13 protein-coding genes are annotated in these 17513 nt (G+C 60.9%); 8 read left to right on the top strand and 5 right to left on the bottom strand.

The annotated features are described in order from the left end of the window. Window positions 1-46 precede the first annotated feature (46 nt). Both leuD and leuC read right to left on the bottom strand, forming a co-directional pair. Window positions 47-640, bottom strand: a complete 594-nt coding sequence (gene leuD, locus HMPREF2894_RS00080) for a 3-isopropylmalate dehydratase small subunit (protein ID WP_005505627.1) — start codon at window positions 638-640, stop codon at window positions 47-49. Between the two features lie 26 nt (window positions 641-666). After that, a complete protein-coding gene (gene leuC, locus HMPREF2894_RS00075; RefSeq protein WP_049356655.1) occupies window positions 667-2109 on the bottom strand; it encodes a 3-isopropylmalate dehydratase large subunit in 1443 nt (480 codons plus the stop codon). A gap of 410 nt (window positions 2110-2519) precedes the next feature. Here leuC and HMPREF2894_RS00070 point away from each other — a divergent pair, with 410 nt between their 5' ends. Next, window positions 2520-3416, top strand: coding sequence for an IclR family transcriptional regulator (locus HMPREF2894_RS00070; RefSeq protein WP_371325804.1), 897 nt, complete (start codon window positions 2520-2522; stop codon window positions 3414-3416). A gap of 127 nt (window positions 3417-3543) precedes the next feature. Here HMPREF2894_RS00070 and HMPREF2894_RS00065 read toward each other — a convergent pair whose 3' ends face one another. Further along, window positions 3544-5421 carry a GTPase gene (locus tag HMPREF2894_RS00065; protein WP_070677241.1) on the bottom strand — a complete coding sequence of 626 codons (1878 nt, stop codon included), beginning with the start codon at window positions 5419-5421 and terminating at the stop codon, window positions 3544-3546. Window positions 5422-5469: 48 nt separating this feature from the next. Beyond that, window positions 5470-7368, bottom strand: coding sequence for a dynamin family protein (locus tag HMPREF2894_RS00060; protein WP_070677238.1), 1899 nt, complete (start codon window positions 7366-7368; stop codon window positions 5470-5472). Window positions 7369-8019: 651 nt separating this feature from the next. Between HMPREF2894_RS00060 and HMPREF2894_RS00055 the strand changes: the two genes are divergently transcribed. The 7 genes from HMPREF2894_RS00055 to epsC all read left to right on the top strand — a co-directional run bounded on the left by HMPREF2894_RS00055 (window position 8020) and on the right by epsC (window position 15617). Then, entirely contained in the window at window positions 8020-8847 is an 828-nt protein-coding gene (locus HMPREF2894_RS00055; protein ID WP_246826987.1) for a DUF6318 family protein, read from the top strand. A gap of 267 nt (window positions 8848-9114) precedes the next feature. Further along, window positions 9115-10281: a DUF6318 family protein gene (locus HMPREF2894_RS00050; RefSeq protein ID WP_070677232.1), complete on the top strand. Its 1167-nt coding sequence runs from the start codon at window positions 9115-9117 to the stop codon at window positions 10279-10281. A gap of 293 nt (window positions 10282-10574) precedes the next feature. Beyond that, window positions 10575-11432, top strand: coding sequence for a DUF6318 family protein (locus HMPREF2894_RS00045; protein ID WP_070677229.1), 858 nt, complete (start codon window positions 10575-10577; stop codon window positions 11430-11432). Between the two features lie 106 nt (window positions 11433-11538). Continuing rightward, window positions 11539-12504: a DUF6318 family protein gene (locus HMPREF2894_RS00040; RefSeq protein WP_070677226.1), complete on the top strand. Its 966-nt coding sequence runs from the start codon at window positions 11539-11541 to the stop codon at window positions 12502-12504. Window positions 12505-12621: 117 nt separating this feature from the next. Beyond that, entirely contained in the window at window positions 12622-13398 is a 777-nt protein-coding gene (locus HMPREF2894_RS00035) for a DUF6318 family protein (RefSeq protein ID WP_070677223.1), read from the top strand. Between the two features lie 400 nt (window positions 13399-13798). Beyond that, complete coding sequence (cysK, locus tag HMPREF2894_RS00030; protein WP_005505601.1) at window positions 13799-14734, top strand: cysteine synthase A; 936 nt, start codon at window positions 13799-13801, stop codon at window positions 14732-14734. A gap of 298 nt (window positions 14735-15032) precedes the next feature. After that, window positions 15033-15617 (top strand): serine O-acetyltransferase EpsC, encoded by a 585-nt coding sequence (gene epsC, locus HMPREF2894_RS00025; RefSeq protein ID WP_005505599.1) that lies wholly within the window; start codon window positions 15033-15035, stop codon window positions 15615-15617. 234 nt (window positions 15618-15851) lie between these two features. Here epsC and gndA read toward each other — a convergent pair whose 3' ends face one another. Then, entirely contained in the window at window positions 15852-17324 is a 1473-nt protein-coding gene (gndA, locus tag HMPREF2894_RS00020; RefSeq protein WP_070677220.1) for an NADP-dependent phosphogluconate dehydrogenase, read from the bottom strand. Window positions 17325-17513: the final 189 nt, after the last annotated feature.

Here is a 17513-nt window from a genome sequence, read left to right as displayed (position 1 = left end):
TCGCCGCCTTCGAGCTTTATATATCTACGGCTTAGAGTTCCCCTACTTAGAGCTCCTGAGTGCGGGGCATCCAGGAGGGGCGCTTCGCCTCGTACGCTTCAATAGCTTCGAGGTTCTGCAGGGTCAGACCGATATCGTCCAGGCCCTCCATGAGGCGCCAGCGCACGTAGTCGTCAATCTCGAAGGGAACAACCAGCGCGCCCACGGTTACGGTCTTGGACTCCAGGTCAACGGTGATTTCGGTGCCGGGCTCGTGCTCCAGCGCCTTCCAAATCAGCTCGATATCGTCCTGTGCAACCTGTGCGGTGACCAGGCCCTGCTTACCGGAGTTGCCGCGGAAAATATCGGCAAAACGAGCAGAGATAACGACCTTGAAACCGTAGTCGCGCAGCGCCCACACGGCGTGCTCACGCGAGGAACCGGTACCGAAGTCCGGGCCCGCAACCAGCACGCTACCGTGCTTGTAGGGCTCCTGGTTCAGGATGAACTCGGGGTCCTTACGCCAGTTAGCGAAGAGGGCATCATCAAAGCCAGTCTTGGTCACTCGCTTGAGGTAGACGGCGGGGATGATCTGGTCGGTGTCAACATTCGAAGAACGCAGCGGCACGCCAATGCCGGTGTGCTTAATAATGGGTTCCATAATGGCTCCTTAGCTATAGCGGCGTGCTAGGCCACGACGTCGGACGGGGCGGACAGGGTACCGCGCACAGCGGTTGCGGCGGCGACCACCGGGGAGACCAGGTGGGTGCGGCCACCCTTGCCCTGGCGGCCCTCAAAGTTACGGTTCGAGGTGGAGGCGCAACGCTCACCGGGTGCCAGCTGGTCGGGGTTCATGCCCAGGCACATGGAGCAGCCGGCGAAGCGCCAGTCGGCACCGAAGTCCTTGAAGACCTTGTCCAGGCCTTCTGCTTCTGCCTGCGCGCGGACCTTCTGGGAGCCAGGCACGACCATCATGCGCACGTTCTCGGCGATGGTGCGGCCACGAACGATGTCCGCTGCGGCGCGCAGGTCCTCAATGCGGGAGTTGGTGCAGGAACCCAGGAAGACAACATCCACGGGGATTTCCTTCATGGGGGTGCCCGCCTCCAGGCCCATGTATTCGAGGGCGCGTTCTGCTGCGACCTTGTCGTTCTCGTCCTCGAAGTCGTCCGGGGAGGGAACGGCGTGGCTCAGCGGAATGCCCTGACCGGGGTTGGTACCCCAGGTGACGAAGGGTTCGAGCTCGTCAGCGTTGATGAAGATTTCCTTGTCGAAGACGGCGCCTTCGTCGGTGGGCAGGCTCTTCCAGTACTCGACTGCCTTGTCCCACTCTTCACCCTTGGGCGCGTGCTGGCGACCCTTGATGTACTCGAAGGTGATCTCGTCGGGGGCGACCATGCCGGCGCGTGCGCCCGCCTCGATGGACATGTTGCACATGGTCATGCGGCCCTCCATGGAGAGGGAGCGGATCGCGGAGCCGCGGTATTCGAGCACGTAGCCCTGACCGCCGCCGGTACCGATCTGCGCGATGACGGCGAGGATGATGTCCTTTGCGGTCACGCCGGGCTTGAGGGTGCCTTCAACGTTGATTGCCATGGTCTTGAAGCGTGCCAGGGGCAGGGTCTGGGTCGCCATGACGTGTTCCACCTCGGAGGTACCGATACCGAACGCGAGAGCGCCGAACGCACCGTGGGTGGAGGTGTGGGAGTCGCCGCAGACGATGGTCATACCGGGCATGGTCAGACCCAGCTGCGGGCCGACCACGTGCACGATGCCCTGTTCCTCGTCACCGAGGGAGTGGATGCGCACGCCGAATTCCTTGGCGTTGCGGCGCAGGGTCTCGATCTGGGTGCGGCTGGTCAGGTCGGCAATGGTGCCGAAGATGTTGTCGGTGGGGGTGTTGTGGTCCTCGGTGGCGATGGTCAGGTCGAGGCGGCGCAGGGGGCGGTTCTCGATGCGCAGGCCTTCGAATGCCTGGGGGGAGGTCACTTCGTGCAGTAGCTGCAGGTCGATGTAGAGCAGGTCGGGCTTGCCGTTTTCACCGGGGACGACGACGTGTGCGTCCCAGACTTTTTCTGCCAGGGTGCGCGGACGGGTGCCCGCGGTGGTTGCGTTCTGTTCGCTAGTCATGCTTTCTCCTGCTTGATGCGTTCCTACGGTGGATGCGTTCGGTGTGGTGCGTGCCGCAAGTTTGCGGAGTTGAGGGGCGGATTATGTACCCGATGGGACCCTCAAATCGGTATTTCCCTGCGGCGTGTCGCATATTTTTTCACGGATTCTTAGCCTGTGAGACGGCCTAGAAACACCCCGAACTAGCGAGTGTTTTTATGTGGGTTTACTCTATGACTCCAGGGTAATTTTGCGAGATTATTCGCATTTTTCTGCGTCTTTTCGCATATTTTCACCCATAAACCCACACAAACACTTATTATGAAAAGTTCACAATTTATCCCGTAGGGGGTGATTCCATCTTCAGCTCTGCATCTCAAAGAGTCCATGAAGTCCGGGGTATCTTTCATATTCTGAGATAGAATATAAGAATGACTCCTTCCGCCTCACGTTTTAACGCACACGGAATGCGTCACCCCAACGCATCCACACACCACAACGCACCGATTGTTGACCCCGTCAAGCCGCCCGAACACATGGCCGCCGACGAGCAGATGGTAGAGGTACACTCCCACGGCTCCTCCGGCGTTGGCGTGCTCGATAAAGCGACCCTCATTCTTGATTGCCTCGAGGCAGGACCCGTATCTCTGGGTGACCTCGTCAAGGCAACCGGTCTGGCGCGCCCCACCGCACACCGCCTCGCCGTGGCGTTGGCACACCACCGCCTCGTAGCCCGCGACGTGCAGGGGCGCTTCATGCTCGGACCCCGCCTGACCGAACTCGCATCCGCAACCATTGCTGACGAGCTCATCACCGTGGCAGACCCGATTCTGCAGAAGCTTAGCCTCGAAGCTGACGAATCCACCCAGCTGTACCGCCGCCAGGGCGACTGGCGTGTATGCGCGGCAACCGCGGCACGACCCTCCGGCATGCACGAATCCATCCCGGTTGGCACCCAGCTGTCCATGCAGGCTGGTTCCGCCGCCCAGGTTCTGCTGGCCTGGGAAGATCAGAACCGCATTGTTGAAGGCCTGCGCGACGCGCACTTCAGCGCCGCCATGCTCGCGGCTGTGCGCCGCATCGGTTGGGCGCAGTCCGTGGGTGAGCGCGAGCGCGGTACCGCCTCGGTCTCTGCTCCGGTGCGTGCGCCCGGTGGCAAGGTGATTGCGGCAGTGTCTATCTCAGGCCCGATTGACCGCATGACCCGCCAGCCGAACCGCAACTACCCTGAGCTGGTCGTTAAGGCTGCTCAGGCGATTACGGACGGTCTGCGTGAGCTTGCGGCGTCTCAGCAGGCTCCCTGCGGTGAGAGTACTGAAGAGGACTAAGCTTCAGTAGCGTGTAGATTTAACGAAAAGAATCCCTCCCCGCCTCGATTGAGGTGGGGAGGGATTCTTTTGTGCGCTCTTAGTTTGATGCGGGTTGTCCTGATACGGTTTCTCGGATGATACGCCGCTAAATGTCCAGCGCCTTGCGGTAGGCGTTGAGGCGCTTTGCTTCTTGCTGTACCGGGGCGACCACGCAGGACTGCACCGCCTTCTCCACGCCGGTCTGCAGGCGACCCCGCAGCTTACGTGCGTAGTAACGTGAGCCCATGGCGGTAAGTAGCCTACCCACACCCGCCGAGGCGATACCGAGCAACACACCCAGCAGCAGAAGCAGGGTCGGCAGGGGCACTGGGGAGCCTTCGGGGGTCGGGGCGGGCGGCAGCTGAATCTGCAGGTATGCCATGCCGGAAATCAGGGTCAGCCAGCCGACACCTACCAGGGCGCTCAGTAGCGCGATCCATTGCAGGGCATTGAAGATGACCCAGGGGGCGCGGGTGCGACCCAGACCGTAGTCGATGCGCACCATGTCGCGTTCGAGCAGTTCGGGTAGCTCCGCCTCGCGGGAGAGGGCGGCTTCCTTCATGCTGCGCTTCCACGGTTCGTCGATGCGAGCCGCCATCTGCTTGCTGTATTGGCGCACAGCGTTTGCCATGCCAGCCTTCTGCGCGGCGCTCAGCGGGGGTAGCGAGGATGCCACCAGCTCGGGTGCGTTCTCGCTATCGGAACCGAGCATGCCCGCGGACTTCTCAGCCTTAGACGTGCTCTTCGTTTCGTCCTGCTGCCCCAGGTGCAGACGGCGCAGGGGGTCAGCCTTTAGGCGGCTCATCCAGCGGGTGAGAATCCAGCCGGTGTGCTGACCCGCAGTACGGCGGTAGGAGGCGGTTGCCGCCTGCAAAACCTGCTCTGCCTGGCTGGAGGTGTAGCATGCCTTCACGAGCTTCTGCTCCGCGTCGAGGGCGTAGGCTCCGGCGAGTACGGTGCCTTCTCCCCCTGCGTAGGTGCGCAGCTGGGAGGCGGTGGCGTGCAGCTGCGCGTCGGTTCGCTGCAGGGATAGGCTCTTGGCGGCGGCTACCTGGGCGAGCAGGTCGCGGAGCACGTCGATGCCCTCACCGGTTCGCGCGGAGACGGCGATAGGTGCGGAGAGCAGGTGCGCTTCGGTGCCCTCAGCCTGGAGCAGGCGAGTGAGGGATGCGAGCACGGCGGGCACCTCGGCGGGCGCGAGTTTGTCCGCCTGGTTGAGCACGCAGAGCGCCTGCGCGCCGGATGCGGCAAGCGGCACCATGAAGTCGCGGTGGATGACGGCGTCGGCGTATTTTTGGGGGTCGACAACCCAGACGAGTACGTCCACGTAGCGCATCATGCGGGCGGCGAGGTCGCGGTTGGTGGTGGTGACCGAGTCGAAGTCGGGCATGTCCAGCAGGATGAGGCCACCGGTGCGGGTGCGCATTTCGCCGCGTCCACCGATGGCTCGGCGGATGCGGTTGAAGAGTCCGGGTGCCGGTTCGGTGACGGCATTGGGTGCCGCTACTCCCCCGGTTGCCTCATTACCCTCGGTTGCCTCTCCTTCTGCGGCGAGCGCCTGGGTTTGCGGGTAGACACGCTTATCGATGCCGAGCCAGTCAAGTAGCTCTTCGCTGCCTTCGGCTTCCCAGATTGCCGCCTGCACGGAGGAGGTGGTCGGGCGCGTGGGCGCGGAGAGGGCAATGTTCTGTCCGGCGATGGCGTTGAAGAGCGTGGATTTGCCGCTGCCGGTCGCGCCGAAGAAGCCGATGACGGTGTGTTCGGTGGAGAGTTCGCGGCGTTGGCTGAGGCGTTCGAGGGTTGCGGCGGCGTCGAGCAGCACGGTTTCGGGGACTCGTCCTTCGCCGTAGCTGATGGCGTCCTTGAGGGATGCGACGGAGCGCGCGAAGGGCGAGGTTGCCACGGCGGGGGTGGCGCCTCGCTCGGTGTTGCGCTCAGTAGTATTGCGCTCGGCGTTCTCGAGTTTCTTCTCGGGGGTAGTCATAGTGCGTTATTTCTTCGTCTGTGGTGCGGGGTGCCTGTCCGGAGTGGTTTAGCGAGCAACCGTGCCGTTAGTGTGGGCTGCGGCTTGGCTCTGTGTGGTTTGACTCTGGGCGCTCATTTCTGCGGCAATCGCATGCACCTGCTCGGCGGCGCGGTGAATGTCCTCGGCATCAGCCTGTGGGTCGGTTTCTTCGAGTACGGCGGTGAAGGGCTGAGCGTGCTCGGTGAGCAGATCCGCCATGCGTTCGAGCAGGTCGGTGCGGGCGCGGGTTGCCATGCGGCGCACCGCGTCTTCACCGAAGACGGACTCGAGCAGCTTGGTGCCGACCACGCCGCTACCGCCGGCGATACCCGCCTCAATACCGGTAATGCCGCCGGTGAGGCTGAACGCGGCGACCATGAGCATCACGGCGGTGGCGTTCACACCCAGGGAGAGGAAGCGGGCACGCTTGCGCTTATCGGCGCCTTCTTCGCGAATCATTTCGAGCACGGAGCCCTGCCAGAGGCGAATCTGCTCGGCAACGGCTGCGGAGAAGATGTCCTCGGCGGATTGCACCTCGCCCTTAGCTTCTGCGTTCTGTTCGGGCACAGCAGAGGTAGCCTGCGGCGCATCCAGGCGTGCCAGCAGGGAGCGTCCGGCGCGGCTGGCACGCCAGCGGGTGCGGGTGTTTTCGGAGGCGCGGGCGGCTGCATCCAGTACGACGGCGTGGATGCCGCTTTCGAGGGCGTCTTCTACCTTCTGTGCGGCGGCGGGCTGGCCTCGCAGGGCGGAGCCGACGCGGTCGCGCAGGCGACCGATGGTGCTGTCGAGGGAGCGGAAGAAGTCGCCGGTTCCCACGAAGTCGTGCCAGCGCGAGAGCACTTCGCCGCGTAGCAGGGAGCCGTCGGAGAGGGCGCCGTCGATGGTGGTCAGCGCGTCCTCGTATTCTTCGGCGACGATGGTGGCAAGCGACTGGTGCGCCGCCTGCTGGCGTGCCTGTTCGGCGGCGAGCACCTGCAGGTTTCCGGCGAGGGTTTCGACGGCACCGGCGAGGGTCTGCCGGGCGATGGCGGCGCGGGCGGGTGCGTCGGCGCCGAGTTCGCGGATCCACAGGGTCAGCGGGGCGAGGCTGACGGGGGCGAGCATGCCGCTTTCGTCGCGCGGCTGTTCGGTGACGGTGTGAATCAGTACGGCGTGGATTCCCGCCTCGTCGAGCATGCGTCGCAGGTCGTTTTCGATGGCTTCTTCGTCGCCTTCGGGCACGCGGTTGAGTACCACGGCGATGGCGATGGAGCGTGCGGCTGCTTCGTGGAGCAGTTCCCAAGGCACGGCGTCGGCGTAGCGGTTGGCGGTGGTGACAAAGAGCCACAGGTCTGCGGCGGAGAGCAGTTCCTTGGCGAGGGTGCGGTTTTCCTCGGAGACGGAGTCGATATCGGGTGCGTCAATGAGCGCGATGCCCTGCGGTAGCGCCGAGGTAGTAATAGGAATGAGGGCGCGCGCGATCTTCGGGTTGAGGCCGGGTAGTGCCTGCGATCCGGCGTTCATGCCGGAGGTGCGGGTGCGCGGCAGGGTGGGCAGGAAGCGTTCGGGTGATAGCGCCGCTTCGTCTTCTGCGCGGTGCAGGAGTACGGGGTGGCGGGTGGTGGGTCGAATCGCGCCGGACTGGGTGAGCGGTTCGCCGAGCAGGGTGTTGACGAGGGTGGATTTACCGGCGCCGGTGGAGCCTCCGACCACGATGGTGAGGGGGTTGTCGACGCTGGCACTGCGCGGCAGGATGTAGTCGTCGAGTTGGCGTGCCATGGCGGCGAGCAGGGTGCGCGCGGTGGCGGTGCCGTGCTCGGCGGTACCGTCGTGGGTGACGGTGTAGGGGGTGCCGGGGGTTTCGTCGGCTTCTACGTCGAGCGGGAGGGGGATTCGAGTGAGCAGTTCGCGAGCTGCTTTGAGCTGCGCATAGTCGGTGGTAGTCACAGCGCTATTGTCCCATAGGGTGCACCTGCTTCATGCCATGTTTGGGCGTTGGCGCGGTCGCGTTGTAGCTAGATTGTGCGGATGGGGGTGCTGCGGCTGTGCGAGGGGCTGTTTTTGATAGGTGTTTGGACAACCTTAAGGGGTTGAGATACTACTTGCGCACAGGGTGCAACAACTCCAATTTATGATTTATTCACAAGAAGAAAAGATTAGAAAATCCCTAAGTTTCCGCGGGAAAACAGCGCATCTTATTGCGGTTATCTCGAACACATTGGTACGTTTTATAACCCGCATAAAACGGGCAAATATTAAGATTTGATAACTTTTTACCTTTAAGCGCAGATATGGTCATTTTGAACCTGAAAGTACGCTTAGAATCGTTGAGCACGACAACCAGGCAGGTCATAATCCACACCGAATCCCCAGGAGGTTTCTGACCTGCCCTTCGTATCGCATCCGTACTCACCGCGGTATGCCACCCCCATCGGGAACGCTCACCGCCCCCTCACGCAACTGCAATCAACTGCCGTTGAGGTTCACTGCATCCGAGCTACCCGCATACTGTCTGCCCATCTTTACTCTTGCGAAAGGTTGCGTATGTTCGGTTCGCTGTCACGTCGCCATCTTCTTGCTCTTTCTTCCGGAGCAGCATTGAGTGCACTCACAAGCGCCTGCAGTCCCAGCGCAGTTTCTCGCCCTCAACCACTCACTGATCCCTCTCCCACTGATGCCGCACCGGCGCCTCAGGGCACCCAGACTAAATCTGCGACCACCACGCGTAGCATCACCTACGCCGAGCCTCTACCCAAATCCGCTCTGGACGGCCGCGGCCCGGCAATCCTGCCGGATCAGTTCTTTGAGCGCGTCGGCAATTTCTCGAACGGCACTCTCAGCCACCGCGCCGTCAATGTCCCCCGACCCATCATGCCCCCGGAGGCTAAGGAACGTACCGTTGAGGGTCTGCACGCCTTCCTGCAGTACTGGGGTGCGGCGCAGAACTACATGCTCCTCACCGGTGATACCGACCCCTTCATGAGCCTGCCCGGCCAGGAGCACTTTAGCCACATGGCGCAGATGTACCGCGACATTTACCGCTACAACATTGGCTGGCTGGTCTCTAAGAGCAACCACCCCATGTGCATCAATCTAAGCTCCCCGCAGCCGGTACCCGCCACCGAGCAGGACGTCTACTGCTGGAAGGCGACCCTGAAGGTGGACGAGAACGCGTTCCTGTTCAACCATGAGACCCGTCAGCGTGAGCAGCTCACCGGTATCTACGGCAGCAATCAGAAGGCGGATGCTTACGTCTACTTTGGTGAAGAGGGGTGGCAGATGCTGGAGGATCCGAAGTCTTCCCCGAGTGCTACCGCCACCCCTGCGGCTACCACTGAACCGTCCGCGAACGCCCCGAGCGCGCACCCGACCCCGAATGAGAGCACCTCTTCTAAGGCGGCTCGTTATATTCGAGGCTCAGCCTAAAGCTTCTTTACATCCGTGCCTCAAAGAACCCGTCATATTGGGTGATATGAGGCACGGATGAGGGCTTTTATTTGTGTGCCACGCGTGAAATCTATAGGCTAGGGCTAGATGAGGTCCGCTCCTTTTCGCCTCAATACGCCTCTACCCGCCCCGCGGGTGACTGCTTCACGCCCACTTCTAGGGGCGTGATGTTAGGCTGAGGATTAGGGCGTGAGCTCTTCACCTATCACCGATACTTCCGCATACAGCACATTCAAGGGGATCACTATGATTCACAGCCGCCGCCACTTTATTGCGCTTACGGGCACCGCCGCCCTGGGTGCGATGCTTGCCGCTTGCGGTTCCAAAAAGACTGAGGAGGCGACTGCCTCCCCCACTGCTTCCGCTTCGATTGCGGGTGCCTACGACAATCTGTCGGGCGAGCTGAAGTGGACTAAGTACATTGCGGGCAACGGTGCGGCCCCGATGAGCAGCACCGACCCGGAAACCGGTCAGGTGTACACGATTGAGCCGACTGCCGGCCCGGCAAGCGTTGATTCTAAGGCGAGTGCCGTGCCCATCCCGATTGAGGATGAGAGCATGTACGACAAGAACGCCCGCGGTCTGCGCGCCACCTTCGCGTATTTTGCGGCGGCGGTGAACTATGCCCGCATGACCGGTGACCCCGGTCCTGCTCTGCAGGTGGTTCATCAGGATAATTCTGTTCAGCGTGCTTCTTTGGAGAAGCTACGCGCCTTCTATGCGCCCGGCACGAACTGGCTGGTGGGCGGCGAGTGGACGTTCCGTCTGACCGATAAGCAGCCGACGACCCGCGGCACGAAGTATTCGTGGGCGTGCACCGTGACTCAGGCGCACGGTCTGCAGGTTGAGAAGGCGACCAACACGACCAAGCCTCTGGAGGACACTGAGGCGCAGGAGATTAAGGCTCTCTACGCTGAGTACGATGAGGAGGCGAAGCGCTGGTTGGTGATTGCGCCTCAGCAGTACGATCCCGCGTTGACCCCGAAGCCGACTCAGACTCCGCGCGCGCATCCTTCCTCGACCTATACCCCGACGGTGACTGATGACAGCACCGTGGCGGCTAATGCTGGCGCGAATACCGGCGCAAACACTTCGGGTAACGGCGCGGCTCAGGCTCCTGCCGCTCAGAATGGCGCAGGTCAGAGCAGTGCCGGTCAGGGCGGTTCCCGTCAGTACACTGGCTCCCAGAATGGTGGTGCCGCACAGAATGGTGCCGGTCAGGGTTCTGCAGGTCAGGGAGGCGCGGCTCAGGCTCCTCAGCCTGCCGCTACCCAGGCGCCTGCGGCTACCGCTCCCGCGCAGCCCGTGGCGACTCAGCCTGGCGCTGCGACGGCTCAGCCGACCGTAGCACCCGGTGCCGCTGAGCCCGGTGCCGCTGGTGGAGATGTTGCTCCCGCCGGGGGCGCCCAGTAGCCCCTCCCCTATAGACGATCTCTATAGACGATTAACGCGTCCCCTCCTTCGCTATACCCGCTATGCCCCATTCGGCGCGATGCTCCCGCTGGTTCCACTGAGTTCACTGGCTGCGGTAAGTTCGCTGATGGGCGGCATATCACGCTCCTTTGAGCGCTGGTACGCACGGGTGTGAAGGCGGGGGCGCGTTATACTTAGGACTGTCTCTAGAGGGATATCCGCGTGTGATATCCGCTCGTCGAGGCGTTCTCTCACTCGTCTCTCACCTGAGATTCTCACTCGAAAGGTATTCCGTGGCGCTTTTCCCCATGACCTCCGGGCTTCCCAGTTCCACCACCGGCATCAGCCGCCGTACTGCTCTGCGTTACGCGGGTGCGGGCGTTGCGGGCGTATCTTTGAGCGCCCTGCTGGTTGCGTGCGGCGGTAGCTCGTCCTCCAGCGAGACTGCTGATGCGGATACCCCTCAGATTTCCCCTTCGGCTTCTGCGCGTACTGATTTTAGCGGCGAGGTCACCTTCGACAACTATGAGAAGAAGGGTAATTTCGTTCCGGCGACCGAGTCTGCGCCCGCTCAGAACGTGCCGTTCCCCAAGCGTCCGGCGAGCGCGTCGGAGAACTCGGTGCAGGGTCTGTACGATTCGATTGCTTTCGTGTATGCGGCGATCAATTACCTGGTGCTTACCGGTGATGCGGCTCCGCTGCGTGACTCGAAGGCTGATGAGAAATTCATTGCTTCGTTCTCTTCGTTTATGGATGAGTCGAATGAGAGCTCGCAGAATCGTGATTGGTTTGTGTCGCCGAAGGTGACCATGTCTGCGTTCACTGCAGTTCCTGCGCTGGTGAAGAAGAGCGTGCAGTGGACCTTTGACCTGGTGATTGATTTGGGTCCGACCGTGGTGATTGACGGTGCTCCTGCGGAGATGTCTGAGAAGGTGCGCCGCACTGAGCGTGGCTTGGTGGTTACCGGTGTGCGCCACGATAATGACTGGACTCTGACGATTCAGGATGAGTACGAGGCTCAGGCTTCGGCTCAGCCTAAGAATGGTGGCGCTAACGGTGGTGGCACTAACGATGGTGGCACTAACGATGGTAATGCTGACAATTCCGGTAACTCCGGTAATGACGGCAATTCTAATGGTGACAACCTTTAAGCCCTCAGATGGATGAGGCATCATGCCCTAACTCGCACTCGGGTTAGGGCATGATCTGTTTTACTCTGGTAGTAACGAGCTTTCCTGGATTCAAGGTTTTTCTCTTATGTCTTCTTTTTCTCAGTCTTTCTCTCGCCGCTCCCTGATGCGCCTGGGTGTGGGCGTTTCTGCTGTTGCCGGTTCTGCGGCGCTGTTGAGCGCTTGCGGTTCGGGTGAATCTAGCCAGCAGTCTGGTTCTCAGGGTGGTAGCCTGAACGGTTCGAAGTCGAGCGCTAACCCGAATGGGTACAGTGATGATGGTAAGAACTATTCGGGTCTGGTGGAGTACACCCACTATGAGGGTGCAGTGAATTATGAGCAGGGCACGGTGGATCATCCACCGCGTAATGCTCCGAAGCCGCAGGTGACTGACGCTCTTTCGTTGAATACGGTGACGGGTTTTCATGAGGCGATTGCCTATTTTGCGGCGGCTATGGATTATCTGGTGAAGACCGGTAGCACGGATGCGTTCTCGACCGGTATTCAACTGTCGTCGAAGACTCGCTCTGAGGTGGATGCCCTGTCGGCTTCTATTCTTGCGGGTGTGGAGAAGGGGTCCTGGTATGTGAATCCGTCGGCTTCTTATGCTCTGGCGAGCGCTCAGCCGTCGATTATGAGTGATGGCAACCTGCTGTTTAAGGGCAAGTACACTCTGGACTTTGGTACGGAGGCGGTGGCTGAGGGCAAGATCCAGCCGGTGGTTACCTCCGCGAGCGCTTCTGCTGAGCCTTCTGAGGATGCGCTGGTGTCTGACGCGGCATCCCCCACTGCTTCTGCCACGGCTTCTGCGGCGGGTCCGGCTTCTCAGGTGACGGTTCAGGAGTGCGATTTCCGCGGCCGCTACCATGCTGATTCTAAGATGTGGGAGCTGAGCGTGGCGTACGGTGCCACTGTTCAGGGAGGTACCGCCCAGGGAGGCGCATCCACCGCGAGTGCTGCGGCGTCTGGCGCGGCATCCGGTTCGGCTTCTGCTTCTGCCGCCGCTTCTGCTGAAGCTTCTACTGAGGCGTCCGCCACTTCCGCGGCGTCATAGTTCGTCATAACGCTTTTATCTGCGAGGCGCTTCTCACGCTTCGTCCACTCAACTCTGTATCCTGTTGGGTTTGCGGCTAAACTGGTTGCAATCACCGACTGACTGAAAGGTATCACTATGTCCGAGAACCTGACCCGCCGCGCGGCGCTGGGTGTACTGGGCGTCAGCTCCATGGCTTTGCTGGCGGCTTGTGGCTCTAAGGCTACTTCTGAGGCGTCTGCTTCCGCTTCTGGCTCTGAGAGCGCTTCTGCCGCTGCTTCTGAGTCTGCTACCGCCTCGCCGAGCGCTTCTGCGTCGGCTTCGGCGTCTGCTTCCCCTTCTGCTTCTGCGTCGGCTACTGCGACGAGCTCTCCGCTGCCTAACGACAATAAGGATTACAGTGGCGTAGCGAAGCTGGAGAAGATGGAGGATCACGGCGAGTACCAGCCGGGTAACGCTGAGCACCCGCCGCAGAATGTTCCTTCCCCGATTGTTCCGGAGGCTATGCACCAGAATTCGGTGGCTGGCTTCGCGGCGGCTCTGGCGTACTTCGGTGCGGCGTTTGAGTACCTGCTGCGTACCGGCGATATGCACTACATGAACGAGGTCAGCACCGACCAGGAGACCCTGGCGGCGATGAAGAAGTACGCGGATTCCACTAAGACAGGTATTGACGAGAAGAAGACCTGGTACGTGAACCCGACCGCTACCTTGACTATTGGTACTAAGCAGCCGGTTCTGGCGCAGGGCGCGTACAACTGGACCGTGACTCTGAATGTTGATCTAGGTGAGAAGCTGTTCAAGGACGGCAAGGAGCAGACTGTGGCGGCTGATAAGCGTCACGTGAAGATGTTTGGTGAGGCTGTTGGTCGCTACTTGAACAACAAGTGGGATCTTCACATGGACATCAACTAGTCCTCTGAGGCTGGTTTTCTCCCCCGCTTTTAGCGTTGTGCCGTCTCAGGATGCGGTTTTTACTGTTTTTTCCATTGATGGCAATAAAATTTGTGGCTCCAGCTTGCGGTGAACGGAGTTCACCACTACTCTTATATACAGAGGTTGTCTTTTGGGCTACATAATGTTTCTAGAGAGCGCCGCACATTCATCGTCCTTTGTCGAGAAAGGGTTTGTGCGGCGCTTTTCTGTACCCTCTTTCTGAACCTCGTTCCTTGAGGTTTTTCTCTGGCATTATTACGAACTGTGACCGCAGGTTTAAACCTACTGCCGGTGAGTAGTAGAGTTGCCACGTAACCGATTATTCATTGCGGAGACCCCGTCGCGGCTGGCCTCCCCCAAGCTCATGAAGGAGCACCCCATGGCAAAGATTCTCAACAGCATTGTTGAAGCAACCGGCCAGACCCCCCTGGTTAAGCTGAACCGACTGGACGAAGGTCTTCCCGGTAACGTAGCGGTCAAGCTTGAGTTCTACAACCCCGCTGGTTCGGTTAAGGACCGCATCGGCCGCGCCATCATTGACGCTGCTGAGAAGTCGGGTGCGCTGAAGCCCGGCGGCACCATTGTTGAGGGCACTTCCGGTAACACCGGTATTGCGCTGGCTATGGTGGGTGCTGCTCGCGGTTACCGCGTCATCCTGACCATGCCGGAGACCATGTCCGCTGAGCGTCGCGTGCTGCTGCGCGCTTACGGTGCTCAGATTGTGCTGACCCCCGGTACCGAGGGTATGCGCGGCGCTGTGGAGAAGGCTAAGGAAATCGTTGCGACCACCGAGAACGCTATCCTGGCGTCCCAGTTCTCCAACGAGGCGAACCCCACCATTCACTACAACACCACCGGCCCCGAGATTTGGGAAGCAACCGACGGTAAGGTCGACATTTTTGTGGCGGGTATTGGCACCGGCGGCACCATCTCCGGTACCGGTAAGTACCTGAAGGAGCAGAACCCGAACGTGAAGGTTGTTGCGGTTGAGCCGAAGGACTCCCCGCTGCTCTCCGAGGGTCGCGTTGGCCCCCACAAGATTCAGGGCCTGGGCGCTAACTTCGTTCCCGACACCCTGGACCGCGGCATCTACGATTCGGTAACTCCGGTCAGCGCTGAGGACGCTATGCGCACCTCCCGCCTGCTGGCTACCCAGGAAGGTATTCTGGGCGGTATTTCTTCCGGTGCGGCTGTGTGGGCTGCCCTGGAGGAGGCTAAGAAGTCTGAGAACAAGGACAAGCTGATCGTGGCTATCGTTCCCGACTTCGGTGAGCGTTACATCTCTACCGCTCTCTACGAGGATATCCGCGGCTAATAGACCCCAGTCTTCGGCACCCCTCCCCGTGAGGCCGCCATCTAGAACAGTACGCAGTGTTCGACGCTCCGTCCCGGTTGCATGCCGGGGCGGAGCGTTTGCGTTTTCCCGCGATACTCCCCCGCTGAGACCCGCCCGAGCCCGAATATTACGTTCCGCACGCAATTGTGACCGAGATGTTAAAGAGAGCACTCACTATGACGACGACAGAGTTCGGGAATAGGTGAATGAGCACCGTTGTTGGTACCTTTGGAAAGGTCGCATACACAGAGCACGACCGATGAGGGAAAGGGAACCCATGAGTTTTATTGCGCGTCTGCGTGAAGATATTGAGAACGTCCGCCAGCACGACCCTGCTGCGCGCGGCGCTGTCGAGATTGCGCTGAACTATTCGGGTATGCACGCGATTTGGGTTCACCGTCTGACCCATAAGCTCTGGCAGAAGGATGAGACGAAGGCTCTGGCTCGTACTCTCTCGCAGTTTGCTCGTTTTCTGACCGGTGTGGAGATTCACCCCGGTGCGACCATTGGCCGCCGTTTCTTCATTGATCACGGCATGGGCATTGTCATTGGTGAGACCGCTGAGGTTGGTGACGACGTGATGCTGTACCACGGCGTGACCTTGGGCGGTCGCTCCCTGGAGAAGGTGAAGCGTCACCCCACCATTGGTGACCGTGTGACCATTGGTGCAGGTGCTAAGGTGCTGGGCCCGGTGGAGATTGGTGCCGATAGCGCTATTGGTGCGAACGCCGTGGTCGTCAACGATCACCCCGCCGATTCGATTATTACCGGCATTCCGGCGAAGCACCGCCCGCGTACCCCGGAGAAGAAGAAGCCGCTGGTGGACGCTGTGGAGTACATTGACCCCGCCATGTGGATTTAGCGCTTGGCAAGCGTTTTGACCCCGTAGAGGCGCACCTGGCGGCTCCTCATGAGGCTCCAAGCTCCTCACCGGGCTCCGCAGGTCTTCTCCCCTGCTATACGCCCCTCAAGATACCCCTGAGGCATCTCGGGGGCGCCCCGTCAAGACATAACGAACAAGACATAACGAAAGCCCGCCTTCGACCGGATTCTCATCCAGCCGAAGGCGGGCTTTTACGTATTCAGCTACGGGAGCTTAGTGAACGTGAATGTCCGCTGCGTTCACCTCGGAGCGGTCACCGCTCCACATGGTGTGGAAGGCGCCCTCTTCGTCAATACGACCGTAGGTGTGTGCACCGAAGAAGTCACGCTGACCCTGAATCAGGGATGCGGGCAGGCGGTCGCGGCGCAGACCGTCGTAGTAGGACAGTGCGGAAGCGAACACCGGCACGGGGATGCCCAGTGCGGTTGCCTTAGCCACCACGCGACGCCAGGAAGGAACGAGCTCCTCCATGAGGTTCTTGAAAGCGGGTGCCAGAAGCATGTTCGCGGGAGCCTCATCAGCGTAGGCAGCCATGATGTCGCCCAGCAGCTCGGCGCGGATGATGCAGCCTGCACGCCACAGCGATGCGATGGTGTCCAGCTTCAGGTCCCAGCCGTATTCCTTGCCTGCGCGGGTGAGCAGGTCCATGCCCTGTGCGTACGCAACGAGCTTGGAGGCGAAGAGTGCGCGGCGCACGTCCTCAACGAACTCGGGGTCGCCTGCACCGATACCGGTGGTTGCGATTAGGCCTGCGGGCAGTTCGCGCTGTGCCTGCTCGCGCTGTTCACGCTCGGAGGAGGAGAGGGCGCGTGCGAACACGGACTCTGCGATAGCGGAGACGGGGGAACCGAGGTCCAGGCCGGCCTTAGCGGTCCACAGGCCGGTACCCTTCTGGCCCGCTGCGTCAACGATAACGTCGACCAGGGGCTTGCCGGTCTTTGCGTCTACCTGTGCGAGCACCTCTGCGGTGATTTCGATCAGGTAGGAGCTCAGGTCGCCTTCGTTCCAGGTCTTGAAGATTTCTGCCTGCTGTGCCGGCTCAATGCCTGCGATGGAGCGCAGAATGTCGTAAGCTTCGCCGATCACCTGCATGTCGGCGTACTCGATGCCGTTGTGGACCATCTTCACGAAGTGACCCGCACCGTCGGTGGAGATCCATGCGCAGCAGGGTGCGCCGTCCTGCGGTGCCTTCGCTGCGATCTTTTCGAGCAGCGGGCCCAGGTGCTTGTAGGACTCTGCGGAGCCGCCGGGCATCATGGAGGGGCCCCAGAGAGCGCCCTCTTCGCCGCCGGAGACGCCAACGCCTACGAAGTGCAGGCCCTTTTCAGCCAGGGCGTGCTCGCGACGGATGGTGTCGGGGAAGTGGGAGTTACCGCCGTCGATGATGATGTCGCCCTCATCGAGCATGGGGGTGAGCTGCTCGATCACTGCGTCGACGGGTGCGCCCGCCTTGACCATAATCAGGATGCGGCGGGGAGACTCGAGGGAGTCAACGAGTTCCTGCAGGGACTCGGTGCGGATGAAGTCGCCGTCTGCGCCGTGCTCAGCCAGCAGTGCGTCGGTCTTCTCTACGGAACGGTTGTGCAGTGCCACGGTGTAGCCGTTACGTGCCAGGTTGCGGGCGAGGTTTGCGCCCATGACAGCAAGGCCGGTGACACCAATCTGTGCCTTCTTGTTTTCAGTCATGTATATAAGGATACGCGCTTAGGGCAGGCTATATATAGGTGGAGTGCAGTTTTATGCTTGGAGGAATCACAGTTCCGGCTGGATTATCTTCGTGAGCTTCCCGCCGGGCACCCTCGCGGCGGGTAGTGGGTAAAGAAAAACCCCGGCACCTTGCGGTACTGAACTGCCTCCCGTTTCTTGGACAACAAA

The organism is Rothia sp. HMSC066G02 (assembly GCF_001813145.1).
In the GTDB taxonomy this organism is placed as follows: Bacteria; Actinomycetota; Actinomycetes; order Actinomycetales; family Micrococcaceae; genus Rothia.
The sequence above is the reverse complement of the archived record's forward strand: the minus strand, read 5'-3'. Positions and strand labels throughout refer to the sequence as shown.